The organism is Actinacidiphila bryophytorum, from assembly GCF_016916835.1.
GTDB classification, from domain to species: domain Bacteria; phylum Actinomycetota; class Actinomycetes; order Streptomycetales; family Streptomycetaceae; genus Actinacidiphila; species Actinacidiphila bryophytorum.
The window spans coordinates 41,360-62,805 of record NZ_JAFFIX010000001.1 but is presented as its reverse complement, the minus strand read 5'-3'; the positions used below and the strand labels follow the sequence as shown (position 1 = coordinate 62,805).

The following is a 21,446-nucleotide window of genomic DNA, read 5'->3' as shown; positions in this document are numbered from 1 at the left end:
GCGGGGGTTGCGGGGGCGTGCGCGGACCCGGGGTGGGTCCGTGCCGCGGGGCGGGGCTGCGGTGCTGTGCGGGCGGGTGCGTCAGGCGTGCGTACACGCGGCACTGGTGCGGCGGCACAGGTCGACGTGCAGCCGCGCCACGAGCAGCGTGCCCGGCGCCTTGTCGCTCACGTCGGAGGGAACCATGGGCTCATCGTATCGATTCCCCGAACCGGGCCGAGGCGCCCGTCTCGGCATCCGGGACGTCATGCGTACGAAGCCACTACTTTGACCGGTTCCTCCGTGACGGTCCCGTCCACGATGCGGAACGAGCGGAACTGCGGCTCGGGGAGATCCTCCGCGGTGGAGACCAGGACGTAGTGGGCGCCGGGCTCGTTGGCGTAGCTGATGTCGGTGCGCGAGGGGTAGGCCTCGGTCGCGGTGTGCGAGTGGTAGACGACCACCGGCTCCTCGTCCCGGTCGTCCAGCTCCCGGTAGAGCCTGAGCAGGTCGGTGGAGTCGAACTCGTAGAAGGTGGGTGAGCGGGCCGCGTTCTGCATCGGCACGAACCGCTCCGGGCGGTCGCTGCCCTCCGGCCCTGCCACGATCCCGCAGGCCTCGTCGGGGTGGTCGGCGCGGGCGTGGGCGACGATCGCGTCGTGCAGCTCCTGGGTGATGGTCAGCATGCGGGAAAAGTAACAGGGGCCCTTCCCCTCACAGCGCGGCGGCGTCGGGTGCTGCCTGCGGCCCGCCGGGGACGGGGCCGGCCGGCTCGGGCGGCAGGTGGGCGCGGCGGGCGAAGGCGGCCGGATCGCGCCGCTTGAGCACCCGGTAGCCGGCGGCCAGCACGGCGAACCACACCGGTACCCCGTAGAGCGAGATCCGCGCCTGGCTGTCGGCGCCGATCAGGACCAGCACCGCGGCCAGGAAAGCCAGGGCGGCCCAGCTGGCCGCGGCGCCGCCGGGCGCGGTGAACCAGGCGGGGGCGGCACGTCCGGCGCGGACGGCGGCCCGGTAGCGGATGTGCGAGCCGAGGATGACGCCCCAGGTCCACACGCCCGCGACGGTGGCGAAGGCCGTGATGTAGGTGAAGGCCCCTTCGGGGTCGACGTAGTTGAGCCACACCCCGATGCCCATGACGGCGACGGAGGCGAGGATGCCGGCGGCGGGGGTGCGGCGCCCGGTGAGCCGGCCGAAGACGCGCGGCCCCTGGCCGTTGACGGCGAGGTCGCGGAGCATCCGGCCGGTGGAGTACATCCCGGAGTTGCACGAGGACAGGGCGGCGGAGAGCACCACGAAGTTGACGATGCCGGCGCCGAAGGGGATGCCGATCTTGGCGAAGGCGGCCACGAACGGGCTGACGCCCGGCCGGAATTCGGTCCAGGACACCACGCACAGGATCACCGTCAGCGCGCCGACGTAGAACAGCGCGATGCGCCAGGGCAGGGTGTTGATGGCGCGCGGCAGCGTCTCGCGGGGGTTCTGCGCCTCCCCCGCGGTCACGCCGACGAGTTCGACGGCGACATAGGCGAACATCACGATCTGCAGGGTCAGCAGCGAGCGGCCGACGCCGTTGGGGAAGAAGCCGCCGTCGCGCCACAGGTGGCCGGCCGACGCGGTGTCACCTGCCGCGGACAGCCCCAGCGTCAGCACCCCGACGCCGATGAGGATCATCCCCAGGATCGCGGTGACCTTGATCATCGACAGCCAGAACTCGACCTCGCCGAAGAGCTTGACCGAGATCAGGTTGGCGGCGAACAGCACCAGCAGGAAGCCGGCCGCGGCGCTCCACTGCGGCACCTGCGGCCACCAGTACGCCAGGTAGGTGGCCGCGGCGGTCACCTCCGCCATGCCGGTGACGACCCACATCAGCCAGTACGTCCAGCCGGTGACGTAGCCGGCGAAGGGGCCGAGGAACTCGCGGGCGTAGTCGGCGAAGGAGCCCGACACCGGGCGGTAGGTGAGCAGTTCGCCCAGCGCGCGCATGATCGCGAAGACGGCGACGCCGGCGACCGCGTACATCAGGATCAGGCTGGGGCCCGCCTGGTGGATGGCGCGGCCCGCGCCGAGGAAGAGGCCGGTGCCGATGGCGCCGCCGATGGCGATCATCTGGATCTGCCGGCTGCCCAGGCCCCGCTGGTAGTCCGCGTCGGAGCCGGCTGCCTGACCGCTTTCCGGGCCGGTTTCGGGCGTCGCGCCCTTCACGTCCGTCATGCCCGGATTCGTACCACGCGGGCGCGGCCCCGAAATCCCGGCTGCGCCACCCGAGGGGCGGCGCAGGACCGCAGGGCGTCAGGGCATCAGGGCATCAGGGCATCAGGGCATCAGGGCATCAGGGCATCAGCGTCTCGACCAGCGACTCCTGGAGCGCGCCGAGCCACAGGTAGGCGACGACCATCGGCTTGCGCTCGTCGTCGTCGGGCAGGTGGTAGAGGCCGTGGTCGTCCTCCTCGGTGATGTCGAGGTAGGCGCCGATGGTCAGCCGCAGGTCGTTGAGGGTGCCCAGCCACTGCCGCGACTCCTCGGGCGTCAGGTCGAGCACCGGGCCGCCGCGGTCCAGGCAGCGCACCACGGCCAGGGCGTCGTCGCGCTTGCGCGCCCGCAGGTCGTTCTCGGTGAAGCGGCGGAATTCCGAGGCGTCGGCCTGCTCCTCGTACGCGTCGGGGAACAGCCGGGCCAGCGCCGGGTCCTCCGGCGGCTTGCTGGGGCCTTCCGCGAACAGCTCGGCCAGCGGGTCGGCGTCCGCGTCGGCGGCGCCCGGCCCCGGGCCGACCAGTTCGAGCAGCTGCACGACCAGGGAGCGCAGGATGGAGATCTCGCCCGCGTCCAGCTCGATGCTGGCGCCGCCGCCCTTGACCGCCTCGAAGGAGCCGGGGCGGCTCCGCCTGCGGCCCATCAGCGGTCCTGCGACAGGGTCGCCCACAGGCCGTAGCCGTGCATGGCCTGCACGTCGCGTTCCATCTCCTCGCGGGTGCCGCTGGAGACCACGGCCCTGCCCTTGTAGTGGACGTCCTCCATCAGTTTGGTGGCCTTGCCCTTCGAATAGCCGAAGTACGTCTGAAAGACGTACGTCACGTAGCTCATCAGGTTGACCGGGTCGTTGTGCACGATCGTCACCCACGGAACGTCCGGTTCGGGTACCGCGGAGGGCGCTTCGCTCGACTCGGTGCGTTCGGTCTCGACAGGCTCCACTGGGGCGACACTCACAGGTTCCATGCTGCCGCTGTTGTGGGGTCTCGCACAAATGGGCGTGCACACGGGGGGTGCCGCAGGAGTACCGACGGGCGGGCCGCGGTGCGGGGGCGCGGTGTGAGGGCGCGCACACCCACCACATCTCGTCAGTTTGACGAGATAGCGGGTAGCATCCCGGTCATGAGCACAGCAGAGCTGGGACTGCCGGTGGACGTGCCCTCCACCGCGCTTTTCACCGACCGCTACGAGCTGACCATGCTGCAGGCGGCCCTGCGCAGCGGCGCGGCACAGCGCCGCTCGGTCTTCGAGGCCTTCACCCGCCGGCTGCCCGAGGGCCGCCGCTACGGCGTCGTCGCCGGCACCGGCCGTGTGCTGGACGCGGTGGAGAACTTCCGCTTCGACGCGCCCGTCCTGGACTTCCTGCGCCGCGAGCACGTCGTGGACGACCAGACGCTGGAGTGGCTGGCCGGCTACCGCTTCACCGGCGACATCTGGGGATACCCCGAGGGCGAGGTGTACTTCCCCGGCTCCCCGATCCTGCGGGTCGAGGGCAGCTTCGCCGAGGCTGTCGTGCTGGAGACGGTGGTCCTGTCGATCCTCAACCACGACTCGGCCATCGCCGCCGCCGCCTCCCGGATGGCCGTCGCCGCCGGCGGGCGCCCGCTGGTGGAGATGGGCGCCCGGCGCACCCACGAGCTGGCGGCGGTCGCCGCCTCCCGGGCCGCCTACGTCGGCGGCTTCCGCACCTCCTCCAACCTCGCGGCGGGCTTCCGCTACGGCATCCCCACCGTCGGCACCAGCGCGCACGCCTTCACGCTGCTGCACGACACCGAGCGGGACGCCTTCACCGCGCAGGTCGACTCGCTCGGCCGCGGCACCACGCTGCTGGTCGACACCTACGACGTGGCGACCGCCGTGAAGGCCGCCGTCGACATCGCGGGACCCGAACTGGGCGCGGTCCGCATCGACTCGGGCGACCTGCTGCTGCTGGCCCACCGGGTGCGCCAGCAGCTGGACGACCTGGGGGCGAAGAACACCAAGATCGTGGTGACCTCCGACCTGGACGAGTACGCGATCGCCTCGCTCGCCGCGGCCCCCGTCGACTCCTACGGCGTCGGCACCTCGCTGGTCACCGGCAGCGGGCACCCCACCTGCTCGATGGTCTACAAGCTGGTCGCCCGTGAGGCGGACGACGGCTCACTCGTACCGGTGGCGAAGAAGTCGATGGGCGGCAAGACCAGTGTCGGCGGGCGCAAGTGGGCCGCCCGCCGGGTCGACGAGGACGGGGTCGCCTCTGCGGAGGTCGTCGGCAGCGGGCCGGTCCCCGACGACCTGGCCGGCCGAAGGCTGCTGGTGCCGCTGGTGCGCGGCGGCGAGATCGTCGGCCGCGAACCGCTGGAGGCCGCCCGGCTGCGGCACATCGAGGCCCGCGCGGGACTGCCGCTGTCGGCCACCCAGCTCTCCCGCGGCGAGCCGGTGCTCCCCACGGAGATTCTGTGACGTTCCCCTTGCGCCGGACGGCGCCCCTCAGGGGCGCGCGCCCCTGAGGGGCGCCGTCCGGCGCAAGGGAGCCGTGCAGCCCCCGCGGAAGGGGACGCTGGTGCACGCGGGGGCGTGCAGGGCTTCCCGGGCGGGGGGAGAATCCCTACGCTCGGGCCGTATCCACACATCCGCCGGAAGGGCACCATGCACCGCGCACTGATCGTCGTCGACGTCCAGAACGACTTCTGCGAGGGAGGCAGCCTCGCGGTGGCCGGAGGCGCGGACGTCGCCGCCGCGGTCACCGACCTCATCGGTGAGTCGGCCGGCAGCTACCGGCACGTGGTGGCCACCCGCGACCACCACATCGACCCCGGTGACCACTTCTCGGCGGACCCCGACTTCGTCACCTCCTGGCCCGTGCACTGCGTCGCGGGCACCGAGGGCGTCGGCTTCCACCCGAACTTCGCCCCCGCGGTGGCCTCGGGCGCGGTGGACGCGGTCTTCGACAAGGGCGCGTACGCGGCGGCCTACAGCGGTTTCGAGGGCCAGGACGAGAACGGCGCGGGCCTGGCGGACTGGCTGCGCGGGCGCGGCGTCGGCGAGCTGGACGTGGTGGGCATCGCCACCGACCACTGCGTGCGCGCCACCGCCCTGGACGCGGCCAAGGCGGGCTTCACCACCCGTGTGCTGGTCCCGCTGACCGCGGGGGTGGCGCGGGAGACCACGCAGCGGGCGCTGGAGGAGATGAGCGCGGCGGGCGTGGAGGTCGTGGGCGCCTAGGCGGGCGCCTAGACCCGGTTCAGGGTCGATATGGGGTGCCAGGGGTCGGACGACCTGGCGTGGTAGTCGCGCCATATGAGGCCGTCCGGGTGGTGCAGCACCGCGGTGATCTCGTCCGGGGTGGGCGGCTCGGCATTGCCGGTCAGCCGGGTGCCGCGGAAGCCGAGGTTGCTCAGCCGGGTCAGCGCGCGCTGCCGGTTCAGGGCGTGCACCACGACCCGTACGGTGTGCGCCGGGTCGGCAGGGTGGGGCAGCGCGAGGGCCACCACGACCGTTCCGCTCGGCAGCTTGGTGAAGCCTCCGACCGCCATGGTCACATCATCGGCGGTCCGGCCGCCGCCCACCAGCAGGCGACGGCCGAACGCAGCATTACCGCAGGTCGAACAGCAGATTGCGTCAGCGGTGCGACGGGCCGACCTGGACGGTCATCGTGCTGCCGTCGATCGGCTCGGCCAGGATGGTGATCCTGGTGTTGGTGTCGGGCACCTGCACGCTGCCGTACGGGTTGCTGTCGTACCAGTAGGTGCCGTAGTGGTCGTCGAAGACCGGCGAGCCGAGTTTCGGGGCCAGCTTGGCGGCGGCACCGTTGTTGTGCAGGGTGAAGCCCTGCGTCGGGTACCAGCTGAAGGGCGAGTCGTAGGCCTGGATGCGGTTGCGCATCACCGAGCCGTCCGACCACTTCTCCGGCGTGGCGTGGGCGTCGACCGGCAGGATCTCACCGGAGCCCGGGTGCACACCGACGTTGTTGTCGGCCTGCGAGGTGTCCCAGAGCCACACGAGCAGTCCGTTCTGGTAGGAGAAGTGCTCGACCTGCTTGGGCTTGCTGTTCAGCCAGCCGAAGTTGTACGGGCCGGTCTTCAGCGTCTGGTCGTAGCTGACGTACTGCCGGTTCTCCGCGATGTAGAACTCGGGGTAGTCGTTGGTGAAGGACGCGCCGATGCGGGTGAAACCCTTGGCGGTCCACCCGTTGTCGTCGGTCTCCGCGCCGTCGGTGACCACGGCTGCGCCGTCGGCGGTCACGGTGATCGCGTCGGCCGTGAAGCCCTTCTGCGCCACACCGCCGTCGGTGAGGTAGCGGAAGCGCAGCTGGATCTGCTTGCCCGCGTAGGCGTCCAGCGGGAAGGACAGGTCCTCGTACGCGCCGCTGGTGCCGGTCAGCGCGGGGGCGTCGCCGCCGTCCCTGGGCAGCGACTTGCCGTTCGCGGTGCCGTCCAGCGCGGTCCAGCTGGCGCCGCCGTCGGCGGACACCTCGGTGTAGAGGTAGTCGTAGTTCTCCTCGATGTCCCACCAGCCCTTGAGGGTGAGCGACGCCGAGGACTTGCCGGTCAGGTCGACCGAGCGGGTCAGGGTGTTGGACAGGTTGTCGCCGCTGCCCGACCACCACTGCTTGCTGCCCTCGGCGGGCGCGGTGACGGTGGTGGTGACGGTCTTGTCCGGCAGCGAGACGATCAGCGCCTGCTTGTCCTTGGTGTTGTACTCGGCCACGCCCAGCTTGGTGGTCGAGCGCGTCGCCGCCTTGGCGGTGCCGTAGTTGAGCCAGCCCAGCTGCAGCTTGTCCCAGGCGTTCATGTCGTCGGGGCGGTCGCCGATGGCGTTCTTGCCGGTGCCCATCCACGAGCCGGACGACATCAGCGTCCAGAAGGCGGTGCTGTTCTCGCCGATGTACGTGGTGTCGTACTCGTCGGGCAGGCCGAGGTCGTGGCCGTACTCGTGCGCGAAGACGCCCAGGCCGCCGTTCTCCGGCTGCAGGGTGTAGTCGCCGACCCAGATGCCGGTGTCGCCGATCTGGGTGCCGCCGGCCTTGTTGTCGGCCGGACCCGTGCGGCCCGCGTCGGTGCCGTACGCGTACCAGCGGTGCGCCCACAGCGCGTCGGTGGCCTGGACGCCGCCGCCGGCCGACTCGTCCTCGCCGGCGTGCACGATCTGGAAGTGGTCGATGTAGCCGTCGGGCTCGTTGAAGTTGCCGTCGCCGTCGAAGTCGTAGCGGTCCCACTGGTCGTACTGCGCCAGGTCCGCCTTGATCTGCGCGTCGGTGCGGCCCTGCGCCTTCTGGTCGGCGACGTAGGCCGTGGTGGCGTCGCGGATCAGGTCCCAGGCGCTGGAGCAGATGGTGCTGCCGCAGTAGTTGGAGCCGTAACGGGCCTCGTTCCAGGGCACCTTGACCCAGGCGGAGACCTCGCCGTCGACCGAGTAGCGGCCCGAGGACTGCTTCTCGTAGTAGGTGGCCAGCGAGTCCTGGCCCGCCTTGTGCGAGAAGTACAGGTCCTGGAAGTGCTGCTGGTTGTAGTCGGCCTGCCAGGCGGTGCTGTTGTCGGCGGCCGGGTCGGGCTGGGCGATCGTGTTGTGCGCCGGTCCCGCGGTGCCGCCGTACTTGGTCACCGGGGCCTCGGGGCCGTCGGGGCCGTCCGGGTCGTAGGTGGTGGTGCTGTCCACCTGGTCGCCGAACTCGGCGAGGATGGTGAAGATCTTGTCGGTCTTCTCCCGGCCCAGCTCGACGTACTTGCTCTTCTTGCCCTTGCCCGAGCCGAGTTGGACGACCTTCGAGGCGCCGATCTGCTGGACCTGCGCCTGGCCCGCGACGACCTGCTGCAGCGCGGCGGAACGCTCGGCGTCCTGCTGCTTGGTGAACGGGCCCGGCAGGTCGTGCGCCTGGCTCTCGGCCGGGTCGTGCGAGGTGGCCGCGGGTACGGTGCCGGGCGTGTGGCCCGGCTCCGCCGCGAACGCGCCCGCCGCGGTGGCGGTGGGAAGCACGCCGAGTACGGCGACTGCCACGGCCAGGGCGGCGGGTTTGGTGAACCTCCGCTGATATCTCAAGATTATTTGACCTCCCCTTGGGAAAGGCCATTGCATCGGAGTGACGCAGGAAAAAACAGACCTTGACTTGAGCATGGCAGGACAGTACGTTTACCGGTTTCCCGGCTCCGCTGACCGGACGTCAGTGCCCTGACGTGCCACGGCGGTACGGCCGCACAGCGGCAACCGGACGCGCGTGCGACCCCGTGCGCCCCCTCGTGCACCGCACCGTGGGTTAGGTCACGCTTACCAGGCGTTCGGCCCGGGCATGCCGAACACGAACCACCCGTCAGCGTGCCCCCGCTTCGACGTACCCGAGGACGGTTCCCCCGATGCCACGTCCGACGACCCCGCAACTCGCCTACGGTTCCCTGACCGTCGTCCTGTTCACCCTCGCCACGCTGCTGCTGGCCGACGTACGCTCCGGCGCCGCGGTCGCTGCCGTGGCCGCCGGCGGGCTGCTGCTCGGGCTGCTGGTCGCCCTGAGCCTGAGCGCCCCGACAGCCGCCCGCCGCCGCGCCTCCCTCGGCCCGGCCCCGCTGCCCCCCGCCGCCGTGCCCGTCCCGCGCTCCCGCGTGTCCGGCGGCACCCCGACCCGGGTCGGTGAGCGCTCGCTGCGGCGCTGACGCCCCGGTGCGGGCCATCAGACGGCGGTCACGACCACGGTCCTGGCCGCCTTCTCGTGCAGCCCCTGCTTGTACGGCTTGTCGAACGCCACGGTGATCCCGATGATCAGGAACCAGAAGCAGCTGCAGCAGAAGGCCGGGACCCACAGGATCGCGGCCCGCGCCGCGGCGGCGTTCTGCGGCGGCACACTGCCGTCCGACAGCATCGCCGCCCGCAGGCCCATCAGCTTCTTGCCCACCGTCTGGCCGGTGGACTGCGTCATCCACCACTCGTAGAGGAAGCCCAGCGCGGCCGTGAACACGCCGCCGATGGCCGACCGGCCGTAGCTGAAGTCGTTGCCGTTGACCCCGCCCGCCGCCCAGTCCAGCAGGCCCGCCGGGACCAGCACGATGACCAGGTCGATGATCCGGGCCAGCACGCGCTTGCCCGGGGCGGCAAGCGGCGGCATCCCCGCCAGCGGGTCCTGTCCGCCGCCTCCGCCGCCGAAGCCCGGGTCGTACGGATTCCCCCCGGCCGGCGGAGGCGGCGGAGACCCGTACGGGTTCCCGGGGGGCGGCGTCTGATCACTGGTCATACCCCGAGCTAATCCCCCCCACGACCCGAGCGCCCCCCACCCCTGTCCATCCGGGCGACCCGACCCCCCTTTCGGTAAGGGGCCAACCCCCAGGGGCGCGGGGCTGCACCTAATCTGCGGCGGGGCCGAGCCATCGGCTGGCCGCGGGGGCTGAGGGGGTGCCTCTGCGTAGGGCGGTGCTTTTCAGGGGCGCGGGGAACTGCGCGACCAGCCCACCACCGGCGCGCGGGTCGTCACCGACCCAAAGGGGCTCTTCGGTCCGTACCGGACCACCGGCCGGCGAGCGAAGCTAGTGGGGGCACCCCCAGGCAAAGCCCTGGGGGAGGGCTGAGCGCGCAGTTCCCCGCGCCCCTGATGGTTGCCCCCCTGCACAAGGGGAACCGCCCAAGCCACCGCTGCCCGCGGAAGACACCGCCCGACGCAGAGGCACCCCCAGCCCGCGGCCGCGGAAACGCACCCCCTTGCGGAAGGGGAACCGCCCGAGCCACCGGGGCCGGTGGAGGGGGCGGCCAGACGCAAGGGCGAGGTCAGGTCGCCGCGACGAAGGTGCGTGCGGCCTTGTCGTGCCAGCCCTGGCGCCACGGCCGGTCGAAGGCGGCCCAGGCCACCCCGATCAGGCCGACGGCCAGCAGGTTGAGGACCGAGCGCAGGAGCCACCGGCGCAGGCTCGCGGCGAAGCCGGGGGGCTGCTGGGCCTCGATGTCGAGGACCTTGAGCCCGGTCAGCTTCTTGCCGAGCGTGCGCCCCCACTTGGCGGTGGGCAGCACCTCAAGGAGCACGCCGGCGACGACGGCCACCAGAAGCACGGCACCCAGTTCGAGTCCCGTCGTGGCGTCGAGCAGCCACACCTTGACCGTCTCCCCGGTCAGCTTCGCCGCGTCCACCTTGTCCTTGGCGTGGTGGTAGGCGGCCGACCCCAGCGGCAGCGCCGCCGCGCCGGTGACCGCGGCGAAGACGACGGTGTCCACGACCCGCGCGGCGAACCGCCGCAGCAGCCCGCCGGGCCGGTCCTGCGCCCGGGCGCTGCCGAAGGGGTCGTCGGCGACCGGGCGCCAGGGCGTGACGCCCTCGCGGGCCAGCTCGTGCACCTGCTCGGCCCAGGGCGCGGGCTGCGGCGGCCCGGACTGCGGGGGCACGGGGGCGGGCGCGGGCGGCTCGCCGTGCGGCGCGGGCTGGGTCCAGGACGGCACCGGCGGGGGCGCCGGCTGCGGGGTGATCCGAGGCTGCTGGTACGGCGCGGAGCGCTGCCCGGCCTCGGGGGGCGCACCCCAGGAGATCGGCGGCAGGTCACTGCCGGCCTGGGCGGGCGCGGGCCACACGGGCGGCGCCTCCACGGCCGGCGGCGGCGCGGGGGCAGGCGCGGGGGCCGGCGACGGCGCGGGGGCCGGCGCGGGGGCCGGCACCTCCGGGACGCCCTGCACCGCGGCGGGCGCACCGGGATCGGCGTCCAGGAACATCGGCCCCGACTCGTCCACCGCCTGCGCTGGCGCGGTCTGCACGCCCTCGGGCGCGGGTCGGCTTGTGCCGGGCACCCAGGCGGAGCCGTTCCAGTAGCGGATGTAGTTCGGGATCGACGGGTCCGGGTAGTAGCCCGGCGCCGGGGACGCGGACGACGAAGAACCGGAGGAGCCAGAAGGAGGTGCGCTCATGGTTCACAGGTTCCGTATCTGCTCGGCCGGGGGTGCAGCGTCCAGGAATACCAGACCGGCGGACCCGGCGGGACCGCGCCGCCGCACACCACTCTCCCCCACGTCCTTACCCTCCCCTCCGCCCGTGCGCCCCCTCTTCGGGAAATTTGAACCCAATCCCGCGAAGCCGCGTAATGGTGGGAGAGGCACGCGCTCTCTCCAGGTGCAGGCCCCGATCGCGAAACCCGCAACGAGGGGCCGCCGCGCCAAGGAAAGGACGTCGACTCGATGCAGACCGTGGTGGAACGCGAACTCGAAATGCAGTTGGTGCTGTCGCCCGAACGCAGCATCCCCGTACCCGCGAAGCTGGTCTACCGCGCGGACGACCCGTTCGCCGTGCACGTGACCTTCCACGTGGGCTCCGACGCGCCGGTGAACTGGACGTTCGCCCGGGAGCTGATCGTGGAAGGGGTGTTCAGACCGTGCGGGCACGGCGACGTGCGGATCTGGCCGACGAAGGTGGGCGGCCGCAGCGTGCTGTGCATGGCGCTCAGCTCACCCGACGGCGAGGCGCTGCTGGAAGCGCCGTGCTCGCCGGTCGCGGCCTGGCTGGAGCGCACCCTGCGGGTGGTGCCGCCGGGCAGCGAGCACGAGCAGCTGGGCATGGACGACGGGCTGAGCCGGCTGCTGGCGCCCGCGGCGGGCGACGAGCTGTGGCTGGGCAAGCCCGCGCCCGGGCAGGACACCCCGGACGCCAGTGCGTAGCCGCCGCTGCGGCGGTCAGAACACCTTGCCCGGGTTCAGCAGCCCGAGCGGGTCGAAGACGGCCTTCACGCCGCGCTGCAACTCCAGGGCGGTGGGGCCGAGTTCACGCGCCAGCCAGTCCTTCTTGAGCAGTCCCACGCCGTGCTCGCCGGTGATCGTGCCGCCCAGCTCCAGGCCGAGTGCCATGATCGCGTCGAAGGACTCCCTGGCCCGCCGGGACTCGTCGGGGTCGTGCGCGTCGAAGCACACCACGGGATGGGTGTTGCCGTCCCCCGCGTGCGCGCACACCCCGATGGTCAGGTCGTACTCGGCCGCGATCGCCGCGACCCCGTCGAGCATCTCGCCGAGCCGCCCGCGCGGAACGCACACGTCGTCGATCATCGTGGCGGTCGACACCCGCTCCAGTGCGGTCAGCGACAGCCGCCGGGCCTGCAGCAGCATCTCCGACTCCGCCGCGTCCTGCGCGGGCACCACCTCGGTGGCCCCGGCCGCGGTGCACAGCTCGCCGAGCGCGGCCAGGTCGGCCGCGGGGTCGGGGGTGTCGAAGGCGGCAAGCAGCAGCGCCTCGGTCGACTCGGGCAGGCCCATCTGCGCCATCGCGTTGACCGCGCGGATGGTGGTGCCGTCCATCAGCTCCAGCAGCGACGGTACGTGGCCGCGCTCCATGATCGTGCAGATCGCCGCGCACGCGGCGGACGCGGAGGGGAACTCGGCGACCAGCGCCAGCTGTTGCGGCGGGGCGGGCCGCAGCGCGACGACCGCCTTCACCACGACGCCCAGGGTGCCCTCGGAGCCCACGAACAGCCGCGTCAGGTCGTAGCCGGCCACGCCCTTGGCCGTACGCCGCCCCGTGCTCAGCAGCCGGCCGTCGGCCAGCACGACGTCCAGGCCGAGCACGTACTCGGCGGTGACGCCGTACTTGACGCAGCACAGGCCGCCGGCGCCGGTGCCGATGTTGCCGCCGATGGTGCACTGCTCCCAGCTCGACGGGTCCGGCGGGTAGTACAGCCCGCGCTCGGCGACCGCGCGGGACAGCACCGCGTTGACGACCCCCGGCTCGACCACGGCGACACGGTCCACCGGGTCGATCTCCAGGATGCGGTCCATCTTCGCCAGCGACAGCACGATGCAGCCGTCCACGGCGTTGGCGCCGCCGGACAGGCCGGTCCGCGCGCCCTGCGGCACGACCGGCACGCGCGCGGCCGTCGCGGTCCGCATGACGTGCTGCACGTCCTCGACGGTCCGCGGCATCACGACGGCGAGGGGGTCGCCGACCGCGGAGAAGCTCGCCATGTCCCTGGCGTAGGCCGCCATGACCTCCGGGTCGGTCACCACGACCCCCGGGGCCAGCCCCGCCCCCAACATCTCCACCACATCACCCATCCCCCCACCTTGGCACCCTCCCGGGTGCCCCCACCAGGGGCGCGGGGCCGCGCCTGGCGCCGCGTGGGTGCCTCTTCGGCGGGGCCGAGCACACAGGGGCGCGGGGAACGGCGGGACCAGCCCTCCCCCAGGGCTTTGCCTGGGGGTGCCCCCATCTCGCTTCGCTCGCGGCCGGTGGTCCGGCACGGACCGAACAGCCCCTTCGGGCCGGTGACGACCCGCGCCCCCGGTGGGGGCTGAGCGCGCAGTTCCCCGCGCCCCTGATGGCTCGGCCCCGCCGCAGGGGCGCCCTAAAAGCGCCGCCCGACGCGGCGGGCACCCCCCTGCAGAGGGGAAGCCCCAGGCCCGGGGCTACAGGTTGCCGCGAAGGGCCTGCTCTCGCTCGATGGCCTCGAAGAGCGCCTTGAAGTTGCCCTTGCCGAAGCCCATGGACCCGTGGCGCTCGATCATCTCGAAGAAGACCGTCGGCCGGTCCTGCACCGGCTTGGTGAAGATCTGCAGCAGGTACCCGTCCTCGTCGCGGTCCGCGAGGATCTTCAGCTCGCGGAGCTGGTGCAGCGGCACCCTCGTGTCGCCGACCCACTCGCCGAGCGTGTCGTAGTAGGAGTCGGGGGTGTCGAGGAACTCGACGCCCGCGGCCCGCATGGCGCGCACCGACGCGACGATGTCGTTGGTGGCCAGCGCGATGTGCTGGACGCCGGGCCCCCCGTAGAACTCCAGGTACTCGTCGATCTGGGACTTCTTCTTGCCCACCGCCGGCTCGTTGAGCGGGAACTTCACCTTGAGCGTGCCGTCGGCGACGACCTTCGACATCAGGGCGGAGTACTCGGTGGCGATGTCGTCGCCGACGAACTCCTTCATGTTGGTGAAGCCCATGACCTGGTTGTAGAAGGTCACCCACTCGTTCATGCGGCCGAGTTCGACGTTGCCGACGCAGTGGTCGATGGCCTGGAAGTAGCGGTGGGCCGGGGGCTCGACGACCGGCTGCACCGCGTCGTAGCCGGGCAGGTAGGGGCCGTCGTAACCGGTGCGGTCGACCAGGGTGTGCCGGGTCTGGCCGTACGTGGCGATCTCGGCGAGCACCACCGTGCCGTGCTCGTCCTTGAGTTCGTAGGGCTCGGCGAGCCCGTGCGCGCCGTGGGCGACGGCGTAGGCGTAGGCGGCGCGGGCGTCGGGGACCTCGATGGCCAGGTCGACGACGCCGTCGCCGTGTGCGGCCACGTGGTCGGCCAGGAAGCGGCCGTGCTCGGTGGCGGGCTTGATGACGGAGGTGAAGACGAAGCGCGCGCCGCCCGACTCCAGCACGTAGGAGGCGGTCTCGCGGCTGCCGTTCTCCGGCCCGGAGTACGCCACCCGGCGCATCCCGAACGCGGTCGAGTAGTAGTGCGCGGCCTGCTTCGCGTTGCCCACCGCGAAGACGACGGCGTCCATGCCCTTGACGGGGAAAGCGTCCTTGGCGTCCTTGGTCTCAGTCATGGCAAAAGCGTCTCCCTGCCGCTCAGGGTGCGCAACAGTTCCGGTTTTCGCTGGACAGACTGCCCAGCCAGGGTGACGATCGACGGGTCAATCTGTGCAGGATGACCATGGTGAAGGGCGGGCGGGCGGGGATGGGCATCGACGCGCTGGACGGGCGGCTGATCACTCTGCTGGACCGGGAACCGCGGATAGGCGTCCTGGAGGCGTCGCGCCGGCTGGGGGTGGCGCGCGGCACGGTGCAGGCCCGGCTGGACCGGCTGCGGGCGCAGGGGGTGATCCGCGGTTTCGGGCCGCAGGTGGACCCGGCGGCGCTGGGCTACCCGGTGACGGCGTTCGCGACGCTGGAGATCAAGCAGGGCCTGGGCGCGGACGTCCGCGCCCATCTGGCGTCGGTGCCGGAGGTGCTGGAGCTGCACACCACGACCGGTGAGGGCGACATGCTGTGCCGCCTGGTGGCCAGATCGAACGCGGACCTGCAGCGGGTGATCGACAAGGTGGTGGGCTTCGAGGGGATCGTGCGGGCGGCGACCGCGATCGTGATGGAGAACCCGGTGCCGCTGCGGATCATCCCGCTCGTGGAGCAGGCCGCGCGCGACGTCTGAATCCGCCCACCGCCATGAATGCAAAGCTTCCTTTGCAAAAACCGTTGCAAAGGAAGCTTTGCATTCATAGGCTGCAACCGTGCCCGACAAGAAGCCCGAGAATCCCACCGACGACCCGGACGCACCCGACGTACCGGACGTCCCCGACGTCACACCGCTCGACCCGCGCACCCTGCGAGGCCTGGCGCACCCGCTGCGAATGCGGCTGCTGGCCGCGCTGCGCGAGGACGGCCCCGCCACCGCCTCGGGCCTGGCCGCCCGGCTCGGCGAGTCCAGCGGCGCCACCAGCTACCACCTGCGCCAGCTCGCCGCCTACGGCTTCGTCACCGACGACCCCGAGCGCGGCACCGGCCGCGAGCGCTGGTGGAAGTCGGTGCACCGGGGCAGCCGGGTGGACAGCATGGAGGAGTTCCTGCGGCACCCCGACCCCGAGGTGCGCGGCGCGCTCACCGCCTTCCTCTACGAGCACGCGGCGGCGCACGCGGAACAGGTCGCCACCTGGCTCGGCACCATGCACGAGTGGCCGCAGGAGTGGCAGAGCGCCTGGGACATGAGCGACTTCACCATCCGGCTGACCCCTGAGCTGGCCCGGGAACTGGACCGGCGGGTGCACGAACTCATCCAGTCCTACCGGGACCGGCTGCCGGAGCCCACCGACTCCGCCGCCCGGGTCCGCATCCACCTGCACGCCTTCCCGCGCCGCGCGGACTGATCCCGCACGCCGCCGCCCGCACGACTTCCCACGGGGGGAAACCATGTCCGACACCGCACGCGACCGCCGCCCGCTGGCGGTCCTGCTGGCCGCCAACGTCATATCCGTCACGGGCAACATGCTCACCGCCGTCGCCGTGCCCTGGTTCGTCCTGCAGACCACCGGCAGCCCTGCCAGGGCCGGGCTGGTCGCCTTCGCCGCGACCCTGCCGATCGTGCTGGCCGCGCTGCTCGGCGGGCCGCTCATCGACCGGCTCGGGCAGACCGTCAGCAGTGTCGTGTCCGACGCGGTGTGCGCGGCCGCGGTCGGCGCGATCCCGGTGCTGCACATGGCCGGCGCGCTCTCCTACGGGTCGCTGCTGGCCCTGGTCGCGGTCAGCGGGCTCTTCCACGCACCCGGCGAGACCGCCCGCGAGGTGCTGATGCCGCGGCTCGCGGCCCGCGCGGGCACCACGGTGGCGCGGGCGTCGAGCGGGTACGAGAGCGCGCAGCGCGGCGCCAGGATGCTGGGGGCGCCGCTCGCGGGCCTGCTCATCTCGCTGACCGGCGCCGCCGACGCGCTGCTGGTGGACGCGGGCACCTTCGCGGCGTCGGCGCTGCTGATCGGCCTGGGCGTACGCGGCGAGCCCGCGCCGGAGCGCCCGGGGACCCCCGTCACGGGCCGCGGCTACCTGGCGGAGCTGCGCGAGGGGTACGCCTACCTGCTGGGCGCCCGGCTGCTGCTGGCCGTCGTGGTGATGGTGATGGTGACCAACGCGCTGGACCAGGCGTGGTCGGCGGTGATGCTGCCGGTGGACGCGCGCGAGCACCTGGGCGGTGCGACGAGCATCGGCCTGGTCACCGGGACCTTCGCCGCAGCGGCGCTGACCGGTTCGCTGCTCTACGGGGTGTTCGGACACCGGCTGCCGCAGCGCGGCCTGTTCATCGGCGCCTTCCTGGCCTGCGGCTTCCCCAAGTCCGCGGTCGCCGCCTTCCTGCCGGGGCTGACACCGCTGATCGCGGTGTGCGCGGTGTCCGGGGTCTTCGCCGGGGTGCTGAACCCGATCATCGGCACCGAGATGGTCCGGCTGGTGCCCGAGCGGCTGCGCAGCCGGGTCTTCGGCGCGGTCACCTCGGGCGTGCTGGTCGCGGTGCCGCTGGGCGGCCTGCTCGGCGGCTACGTCGTGCAGTACGCGGGCCTGCGCACCGGCATGGCAGCGGTCAGCGCGGTCTACCTGCTGACCACGCTGAGCCCGCTGGTGCTGCCCGCCTTCCGCTCCTGGGACACCCCCGCGGCCCCCGCTCCCCGGGTGGCGGCGCCCAGCAGCACCTGAGGGACGCGGTCAGCAGGTCGGGGTCTTCTTGCCCGCGTCCAGTGCGGACAGCGCCGCCAGGGCGCCGTCGAGGGTCTCGACGGGGATGAGCCGGAGGCCGCCGGGGAGCTGGGCGGTGGCGTCGGAGCACTCGGCGCGCGGCACCAGGAAGACGGTGGCGCCGTCCTTGCGTGCCGCCAGCTCCTTGAGCGGTACGCCGCCGACCGCGCCGACGTTGCCCTTGCCGTCGATGGTGCCGGTCCCGGCGATGTTCCGGCCGCCGGTGAGGTCGCCGCCGCGGCCGTTGCCCTGGATCTTGTCGATGATGCCGAGGGTGAACAGCAGGCCCGCGCTCGGGCCGCCGACGTCGGCGAGCCGCAGGTCGACCTTCACCTTCTGCGGCGACAGGCCGAGATGGCTCAGGGCCGCGGTGGTGGCCGCCTCCTGCGAGTCGGTCATCTCCTTGAGGTTGGCCTTCTCGATCTCCTTGACCGACCCGCCGCTGGGGTACACCGAGTCGCGCGGCATCGCGGCCTCCTTGGTGTTGAACCAGGCCCTGGCCACGTCGATGAAGTGCACGGTGGTGTCGGGTGATGTCGCCTGGATGGTGACCATGCGCAGCTGCCCGCTGGTGGCGCGCACCGGTGTCCCGCTGATCGTGATGACCTGGGTGCCCGCGTTGGAGCCCAGCACGTTCGCGGTCAGCCCCGGCTGGACGATGGACACCGGCAGCGGCGCGAAGGCGGCCACGGCCAGGGTTGCGGCCACGACCGCCGCGCACACGGCGAGGGTCAGGGACCGGCGGGAGAGCGTAGGCATGCGCCCGACCCTATTTCACCGCCGGCCCCGCCCGGAAACCGCGGGTTCCCCCGCCCGCTCAGCGCAGTGCGTCGGAGACCTCGGTGGCCGCCTCCACCACCCGCGGCCCGACCCGCTCGGGTACGGCCTCGGCGAGCATCACCACACCGACGCTGCCCTCCACTCCCGGCACCCCGAGCAGCGGGGCTGCGGCGCCGCTCGCGCCGGCCTCCAGCTCGCCGTGGGTCAGGACGTAGCGGACCTGGTCGGTGGCCAGGCTCGTGGCGACCGACGCGGTGCCGATCCTGACCGTGGAGCGGCCGTCGTCCTCCAGCACGTCCTGGGTGCCCTCGCGCCCGTCGCGCCCGTCGAGGTCGTCGCCCGTGCCGTCGTGGGCGTCCGCGAAGCGCTCCCAGCGGCTGCCGTCCGGCGTCGGCTGCATTCCGCGGCCGGCCAGGATCGCCCGGCCCGCCGCACCCCGGTCCAGCGGGTGGCGGAAGCCCGTGCGGTAGGCGACGTGGTAGTCGGTCCACGTCGGTTCGACCACGGCGACGGCCAGCGCCTCGCTGCCGTCGACCAGGGTCAGGTGGGCGGTCGCGCCGATGTCCTCGGCGAGCGAGCGCAGCGCGGGCAGCGCCGCCTCACGGAGCAGCGGGTGGACCTGGTGGGCGAGTCCGAGCACCCCGAGCCCGACCCGTGCCCGGCCGCCGAGGTCGCGGCGGACCAGCGAGTGCTGCTCCAGGGTGGCGAGCAACCGGTAGACGACCGTCCGGTTCACCCCGAGTTTGGCCGCCAACTCGGTCACGGTCAGGCCGTGATCGGTGTCGGCGAGCAGTTTCAGGACCCGTAGGCCCCGGTCCAGTGTCTGAGACGTCTCCGCGGTCACGACGCCCCCTCCTCATAGAATCGGCGGCGCTTGTCACGGAGACGACGCACCACCGGTCCCGCGGCAGTGCGCGGAGAGGCCGCCGGTTGTCGGCTTACCGGCTGCGCTCCGCGGCGGCTCTGCCACGGCGCGTGCGTGATCGGCACGGTAGCGAGGATGTACCGCTCAGCGGAAGAGGCCGTCCACAATCCGGGCGGTCCGGTGACGCGTGGTCGCCTGTCATATCCGTGTAACACAGCGGAAATCACCGCATTCGGGTGGCCCACTCCTGCACCTTCTTGATCCGTTCGCCGAGCTGCCCCGCGGTCGCCTCGGCGCTCGGCGGTCCCCCGCAGACCCGGCGCAGTTCGGTGTGGATCACGCCGTGCGGCTTGCCGCTCTGATGGTTGTACGCGGCCACCAGGGTGTTCAACTGTTTTCGCAGCTCCAGCAGCTGGCGGTGCGAGACGACCGGGCGCCGGTCCGCGGGCAGTTCCAGCAGGTCCGCCTCCTCGTCCGGCTTCTTCCTGCTGTGCGCGATCTGCCGGGCCTGCCGCCGCTGCAGCAGTATCTGCACCTGGTCGGGCTCCAGCAGCCCGGGGATGCCGAGGTAGTCCTGCTCCTCCTCGCTGCCCGGGTGCGCCTGCATGCCGAACTCGGCCCCGTCGTAGAGGACCCGGTCGAAGACCGCGTCGGACTCCAGTGCCTCGAAGGGCAGTTGGTCGTCCTCTGTGGCCTCGTCCTCGGCCTTCTCCGCGTCGGCCAGCAGCTGGTCCTCCTCGGCGAAGGGGTCCTCCTCGCCGCCCTTCTTCGGCTTGTCGAGCACGTGGTCGCGCTCGACCTCCATCTCGTTGGCGAACTCCAGCAGCATCGGGATCGTCGGCACGAACACCGACGCGGTCTCGCCGCGCCGCCGCGACCGTACGAAACGGCCCACCGCCTGCGCGAAGAACAGCGGCGTCGAGATCGTCGTCGCGTACACCCCGACCGCGAGCCGCGGTACGTCCACGCCCTCCGAGACCATCCGCACCGCGACCATCCAGCGGTCGTCCGAGGCGCTGAACTCCTCGATCCGCTTGGACGCGCCCGTGTCGTCCGACAGCACCACGGTCGGCTTGTGACCGGTCAGCTCCCGCAGCAGCTTCGCGTACGCGCGGGCCGAGTCCTGGTCGGTGGCGATGACCAGGCCGCCCGCGTCCGGAATGCCCTTGCGGACCTCGGTCAGCCGCTGGTCGGCCGACTTGAGCACGTTGGGGATCCAGTCGCCGGTCGGCGACAGCGCGGTGCGCCACGCCTGGCCGGTCGCGTCCTTCGTCATCGGCTCGCCGAGCCGGGCCGCGATCTCGTCGCCCGCCTTGGTGCGCCAGCGCATGTTGCCGCTGTACGACAGGAAGATCACCGGGCGGACGACACCGTCCGCGAGCGCGTTGCCGTACCCGTAGGTGTAGTCCGCGGAACTGCGCCGGATGCCGTCGTTGCCCTCCTCGTACGCCACGAACGGGATCGGGTTGGTGTCCGACCTGAACGGCGTCCCGGTCAGCGCCAGCCGCCGCGTCGCCGGGTCGAACGCCTCCAGGCACGCCTCACCCCACGACTTGCTGTCCCCCGCGTGGTGGATCTCGTCCAGGATCACCAGCGTCTTGCGCTGCTCGCACCGGTTGCGGTGCAGCATCGGCCGCACCCCCACGCCGGCGTACGTCACCGCGACGCCGTGGTATTCGCGCCCCACGGGACCCGCGCTGTACTGCGGGTCCAGCCGGATCCCTATCCGCGCCGCCGCATCCGCCCACTGCGTCTTCAGGTGCTCGGTCGGCGCGACCACGGTGATCTGCTGCACCAGGTGGTTGTGCAGCAGGTACGACGCGAGCGACAGCGCGAACGTCGTCTTGCCCGCGCCAGGGGTCGCCACCGCCAGGAAGTCCCGCGGCTGGCGCGCGACATAGGCGTCGATGGCCCCCTGCTGCCAGGCCCGCAGCTTGTTGGCCGTACCCCAGGGCGCGCGGCCCGGGAAGGCGGGAGACAAATGGTGGGGGTGCGAGGCGGTGGTAGTCACGGTCTCCGGTGAGGGTAGGGCGGCGGCCGCCCCCACGTCCCGGCGGCACGGCCCGTACGAAAACCGCCTCAGCCTACCGGCAGCGGGCCGCAAGGCCCGCCGCCGCGCCCCGCCTCGGCGGGGCTGCGATGCATCTCACACGGCCCCTCTTCCGCAGAGGTCGCACTTCCGCCGCCCGCGGCGGCTGTACGGCTCCCCTTCGGCAAGGGGGGAACCCACAGGCGCGCGGGGCCGCACCTGATCTGCGGCTGACGCCGCGTGCACGCGCGGGGCGCCTCCGCGGCTGGACCGAACCACCAGGCGCGCGGGGCGCCTCCGCGGCTGGGCCAGCCATCAGGGGCGCGGGGAACTGCGCGCCCAGCCCCCACCGGCCGTCGTGTCGCGACGAAACCGCCACCACATCCAGGTGGCGCTGGGGGTACCCCCAGGCGAAGCTCTGGGGGAGG

The 21,446-nt window shown here is 72.4% G+C and carries 21 protein-coding genes; 7 read left to right on the top strand and 14 right to left on the bottom strand.

Translation table 11 applies throughout. From position 1 onward, the window contains the following. Window positions 1–81: 81 nt before the first annotated feature. The 5 genes from JT723_RS36370 to clpS form a co-directional block, all read right to left on the bottom strand. Window positions 82–186, bottom strand: a complete 105-nt coding sequence (locus JT723_RS36370) for a putative leader peptide (RefSeq protein ID WP_322974947.1) — start codon at window positions 184–186, stop codon at window positions 82–84. A 59-nt stretch (window positions 187–245) separates the two neighbouring features. After that, the gene (locus tag JT723_RS00250) at window positions 246–665 is read right to left on the bottom strand and encodes a M67 family metallopeptidase (protein WP_205042209.1); all 420 of its coding nucleotides are present in this window, start codon (window positions 663–665) and stop codon (window positions 246–248) included. 28 nt (window positions 666–693) lie between these two features. Further along, window positions 694–2,193 (bottom strand): amino acid permease, encoded by a 1,500-nt coding sequence (locus JT723_RS00245; protein ID WP_205042208.1) that lies wholly within the window; start codon window positions 2,191–2,193, stop codon window positions 694–696. Between the two features lie 118 nt (window positions 2,194–2,311). Further along, on the bottom strand, window positions 2,312–2,875 hold the full coding sequence (locus JT723_RS00240; protein ID WP_205042207.1) for a DUF2017 domain-containing protein: 564 nt from the start codon (window positions 2,873–2,875) through the stop codon (window positions 2,312–2,314). Beyond that, window positions 2,875–3,195: an ATP-dependent Clp protease adapter ClpS gene (gene clpS, locus JT723_RS00235; protein ID WP_205042206.1), complete on the bottom strand. Its 321-nt coding sequence runs from the start codon at window positions 3,193–3,195 to the stop codon at window positions 2,875–2,877. Before clpS ends, JT723_RS00240 begins: the two co-directional genes overlap by 1 nt. A 156-nt stretch (window positions 3,196–3,351) precedes the next feature. Here clpS and JT723_RS00230 point away from each other — a divergent pair, with 156 nt between their 5' ends. Together JT723_RS00230 and JT723_RS00225 are read left to right on the top strand one after the other, a co-directional pair. After that, window positions 3,352–4,671, top strand: a complete 1,320-nt coding sequence (locus JT723_RS00230) for a nicotinate phosphoribosyltransferase (protein WP_205042205.1) — start codon at window positions 3,352–3,354, stop codon at window positions 4,669–4,671. A 186-nt stretch (window positions 4,672–4,857) separates the two neighbouring features. After that, window positions 4,858–5,433 (top strand): isochorismatase family protein, encoded by a 576-nt coding sequence (locus tag JT723_RS00225; protein WP_205042195.1) that lies wholly within the window; start codon window positions 4,858–4,860, stop codon window positions 5,431–5,433. 8 nt (window positions 5,434–5,441) lie between these two features. Here the strand turns inward: JT723_RS00225 and JT723_RS00220 are convergent, their stop codons facing one another. Beyond that, the gene (locus tag JT723_RS00220) at window positions 5,442–5,744 is read right to left on the bottom strand and encodes a hypothetical protein (RefSeq protein ID WP_205042188.1); all 303 of its coding nucleotides are present in this window, start codon (window positions 5,742–5,744) and stop codon (window positions 5,442–5,444) included. An 85-nt stretch (window positions 5,745–5,829) separates the two neighbouring features. After that, window positions 5,830–8,283, bottom strand: coding sequence for an immune inhibitor A domain-containing protein (locus JT723_RS00215; protein ID WP_205042765.1), 2,454 nt, complete (start codon window positions 8,281–8,283; stop codon window positions 5,830–5,832). Between the two features lie 275 nt (window positions 8,284–8,558). Between JT723_RS00215 and JT723_RS00210 the strand changes: the two genes are divergently transcribed. Continuing rightward, window positions 8,559–8,852, top strand: a complete 294-nt coding sequence (locus JT723_RS00210; protein WP_205042186.1) for a hypothetical protein — start codon at window positions 8,559–8,561, stop codon at window positions 8,850–8,852. Window positions 8,853–8,869: 17 nt separating this feature from the next. On the opposite strand, the gene JT723_RS00205 is transcribed toward JT723_RS00210, so the two are convergent. After that, on the bottom strand, window positions 8,870–9,427 hold the full coding sequence (locus JT723_RS00205; RefSeq protein WP_240164869.1) for an RDD family protein: 558 nt from the start codon (window positions 9,425–9,427) through the stop codon (window positions 8,870–8,872). A 527-nt stretch (window positions 9,428–9,954) separates the two neighbouring features. Continuing rightward, window positions 9,955–11,076, bottom strand: coding sequence for an RDD family protein (locus tag JT723_RS00200; protein ID WP_205042185.1), 1,122 nt, complete (start codon window positions 11,074–11,076; stop codon window positions 9,955–9,957). A 267-nt stretch (window positions 11,077–11,343) separates the two neighbouring features. Between JT723_RS00200 and JT723_RS00195 the strand changes: the two genes are divergently transcribed. After that, window positions 11,344–11,820, top strand: a complete 477-nt coding sequence (locus JT723_RS00195) for an SsgA family sporulation/cell division regulator (RefSeq protein WP_205042183.1) — start codon at window positions 11,344–11,346, stop codon at window positions 11,818–11,820. A 15-nt stretch (window positions 11,821–11,835) separates the two neighbouring features. Here JT723_RS00195 and JT723_RS00190 read toward each other — a convergent pair whose 3' ends face one another. Together JT723_RS00190 and hppD are read right to left on the bottom strand one after the other, a co-directional pair. Then, window positions 11,836–13,203, bottom strand: a complete 1,368-nt coding sequence (locus JT723_RS00190) for an FAD-binding oxidoreductase (protein WP_205042181.1) — start codon at window positions 13,201–13,203, stop codon at window positions 11,836–11,838. Between the two features lie 351 nt (window positions 13,204–13,554). Beyond that, the gene (hppD, locus tag JT723_RS00185) at window positions 13,555–14,679 is read right to left on the bottom strand and encodes a 4-hydroxyphenylpyruvate dioxygenase (RefSeq protein WP_205042174.1); all 1,125 of its coding nucleotides are present in this window, start codon (window positions 14,677–14,679) and stop codon (window positions 13,555–13,557) included. A 131-nt stretch (window positions 14,680–14,810) separates the two neighbouring features. On the opposite strand from hppD, the gene JT723_RS00180 reads away from it, so the two are divergent. The 3 genes from JT723_RS00180 to JT723_RS00170 all read left to right on the top strand — a co-directional run bounded on the left by JT723_RS00180 (window position 14,811) and on the right by JT723_RS00170 (window position 17,305). Beyond that, window positions 14,811–15,281: an Lrp/AsnC family transcriptional regulator gene (locus tag JT723_RS00180; protein WP_205042763.1), complete on the top strand. Its 471-nt coding sequence runs from the start codon at window positions 14,811–14,813 to the stop codon at window positions 15,279–15,281. Between the two features lie 79 nt (window positions 15,282–15,360). Beyond that, entirely contained in the window at window positions 15,361–15,993 is a 633-nt protein-coding gene (locus JT723_RS00175; protein ID WP_205042172.1) for a winged helix-turn-helix domain-containing protein, read from the top strand. Window positions 15,994–16,036: 43 nt separating this feature from the next. Beyond that, window positions 16,037–17,305, top strand: coding sequence for an MFS transporter (locus JT723_RS00170; RefSeq protein WP_205042170.1), 1,269 nt, complete (start codon window positions 16,037–16,039; stop codon window positions 17,303–17,305). Window positions 17,306–17,314: 9 nt separating this feature from the next. Here JT723_RS00170 and JT723_RS00165 read toward each other — a convergent pair whose 3' ends face one another. From JT723_RS00165 to JT723_RS00150, 3 genes are all read right to left on the bottom strand, one after another. Further along, window positions 17,315–18,103 carry a S16 family serine protease gene (locus JT723_RS00165; RefSeq protein WP_205042168.1) on the bottom strand — a complete coding sequence of 263 codons (789 nt, stop codon included), beginning with the start codon at window positions 18,101–18,103 and terminating at the stop codon, window positions 17,315–17,317. A gap of 58 nt (window positions 18,104–18,161) precedes the next feature. Then, window positions 18,162–18,968 (bottom strand): IclR family transcriptional regulator, encoded by an 807-nt coding sequence (locus JT723_RS36020; RefSeq protein WP_307794056.1) that lies wholly within the window; start codon window positions 18,966–18,968, stop codon window positions 18,162–18,164. Window positions 18,969–19,212: 244 nt separating this feature from the next. Beyond that, window positions 19,213–21,000: a DEAD/DEAH box helicase gene (locus JT723_RS00150; protein ID WP_205042166.1), complete on the bottom strand. Its 1,788-nt coding sequence runs from the start codon at window positions 20,998–21,000 to the stop codon at window positions 19,213–19,215. Between the last annotated feature and the right edge of the window lie 446 nt (window positions 21,001–21,446).

What these genes read in the sequence shown, in the direction of transcription:
- JT723_RS00220 (WP_205042188.1), bottom strand. Translation starts at nt 5,744, where the DNA reads ATGGCGGTCGGAGGCTTCACCAAGCTGCCGAGCGGAACGGTCGTGGTG.
- JT723_RS00245 (WP_205042208.1), bottom strand. Translation starts at nt 2,193, where the DNA reads ATGACGGACGTGAAGGGCGCGACGCCCGAAACCGGCCCGGAAAGCGGT.
- JT723_RS00180 (WP_205042763.1), top strand. Translation starts at nt 14,811, where the DNA reads ATGGGCATCGACGCGCTGGACGGGCGGCTGATCACTCTGCTGGACCGG.
- clpS (WP_205042206.1), bottom strand. Translation starts at nt 3,195, where the DNA reads ATGGAACCTGTGAGTGTCGCCCCAGTGGAGCCTGTCGAGACCGAACGC.
- JT723_RS00170 (WP_205042170.1), top strand. Translation starts at nt 16,037, where the DNA reads ATGTCCGACACCGCACGCGACCGCCGCCCGCTGGCGGTCCTGCTGGCC.
- JT723_RS00225 (WP_205042195.1), top strand. Translation starts at nt 4,858, where the DNA reads ATGCACCGCGCACTGATCGTCGTCGACGTCCAGAACGACTTCTGCGAG.
- JT723_RS00215 (WP_205042765.1), bottom strand. Translation starts at nt 8,283, where the DNA reads ATGCAATGGCCTTTCCCAAGGGGAGGTCAAATAATCTTGAGATATCAG.
- JT723_RS00190 (WP_205042181.1), bottom strand. Translation starts at nt 13,203, where the DNA reads ATGGGTGATGTGGTGGAGATGTTGGGGGCGGGGCTGGCCCCGGGGGTC.
- JT723_RS00240 (WP_205042207.1), bottom strand. Translation starts at nt 2,875, where the DNA reads ATGGGCCGCAGGCGGAGCCGCCCCGGCTCCTTCGAGGCGGTCAAGGGC.
- JT723_RS00210 (WP_205042186.1), top strand. Translation starts at nt 8,559, where the DNA reads ATGCCACGTCCGACGACCCCGCAACTCGCCTACGGTTCCCTGACCGTC.
- JT723_RS00230 (WP_205042205.1), top strand. Translation starts at nt 3,352, where the DNA reads ATGAGCACAGCAGAGCTGGGACTGCCGGTGGACGTGCCCTCCACCGCG.
- JT723_RS00165 (WP_205042168.1), bottom strand. Translation starts at nt 18,103, where the DNA reads ATGCCTACGCTCTCCCGCCGGTCCCTGACCCTCGCCGTGTGCGCGGCG.
- JT723_RS00195 (WP_205042183.1), top strand. Translation starts at nt 11,344, where the DNA reads ATGCAGACCGTGGTGGAACGCGAACTCGAAATGCAGTTGGTGCTGTCG.
- JT723_RS00250 (WP_205042209.1), bottom strand. Translation starts at nt 665, where the DNA reads ATGCTGACCATCACCCAGGAGCTGCACGACGCGATCGTCGCCCACGCC.
- JT723_RS00205 (WP_240164869.1), bottom strand. Translation starts at nt 9,427, where the DNA reads ATGACCAGTGATCAGACGCCGCCCCCCGGGAACCCGTACGGGTCTCCG.
- JT723_RS36370 (WP_322974947.1), bottom strand. Translation starts at nt 186, where the DNA reads ATGGTTCCCTCCGACGTGAGCGACAAGGCGCCGGGCACGCTGCTCGTG.
- hppD (WP_205042174.1), bottom strand. Translation starts at nt 14,679, where the DNA reads ATGACTGAGACCAAGGACGCCAAGGACGCTTTCCCCGTCAAGGGCATG.
- JT723_RS00200 (WP_205042185.1), bottom strand. Translation starts at nt 11,076, where the DNA reads ATGAGCGCACCTCCTTCTGGCTCCTCCGGTTCTTCGTCGTCCGCGTCC.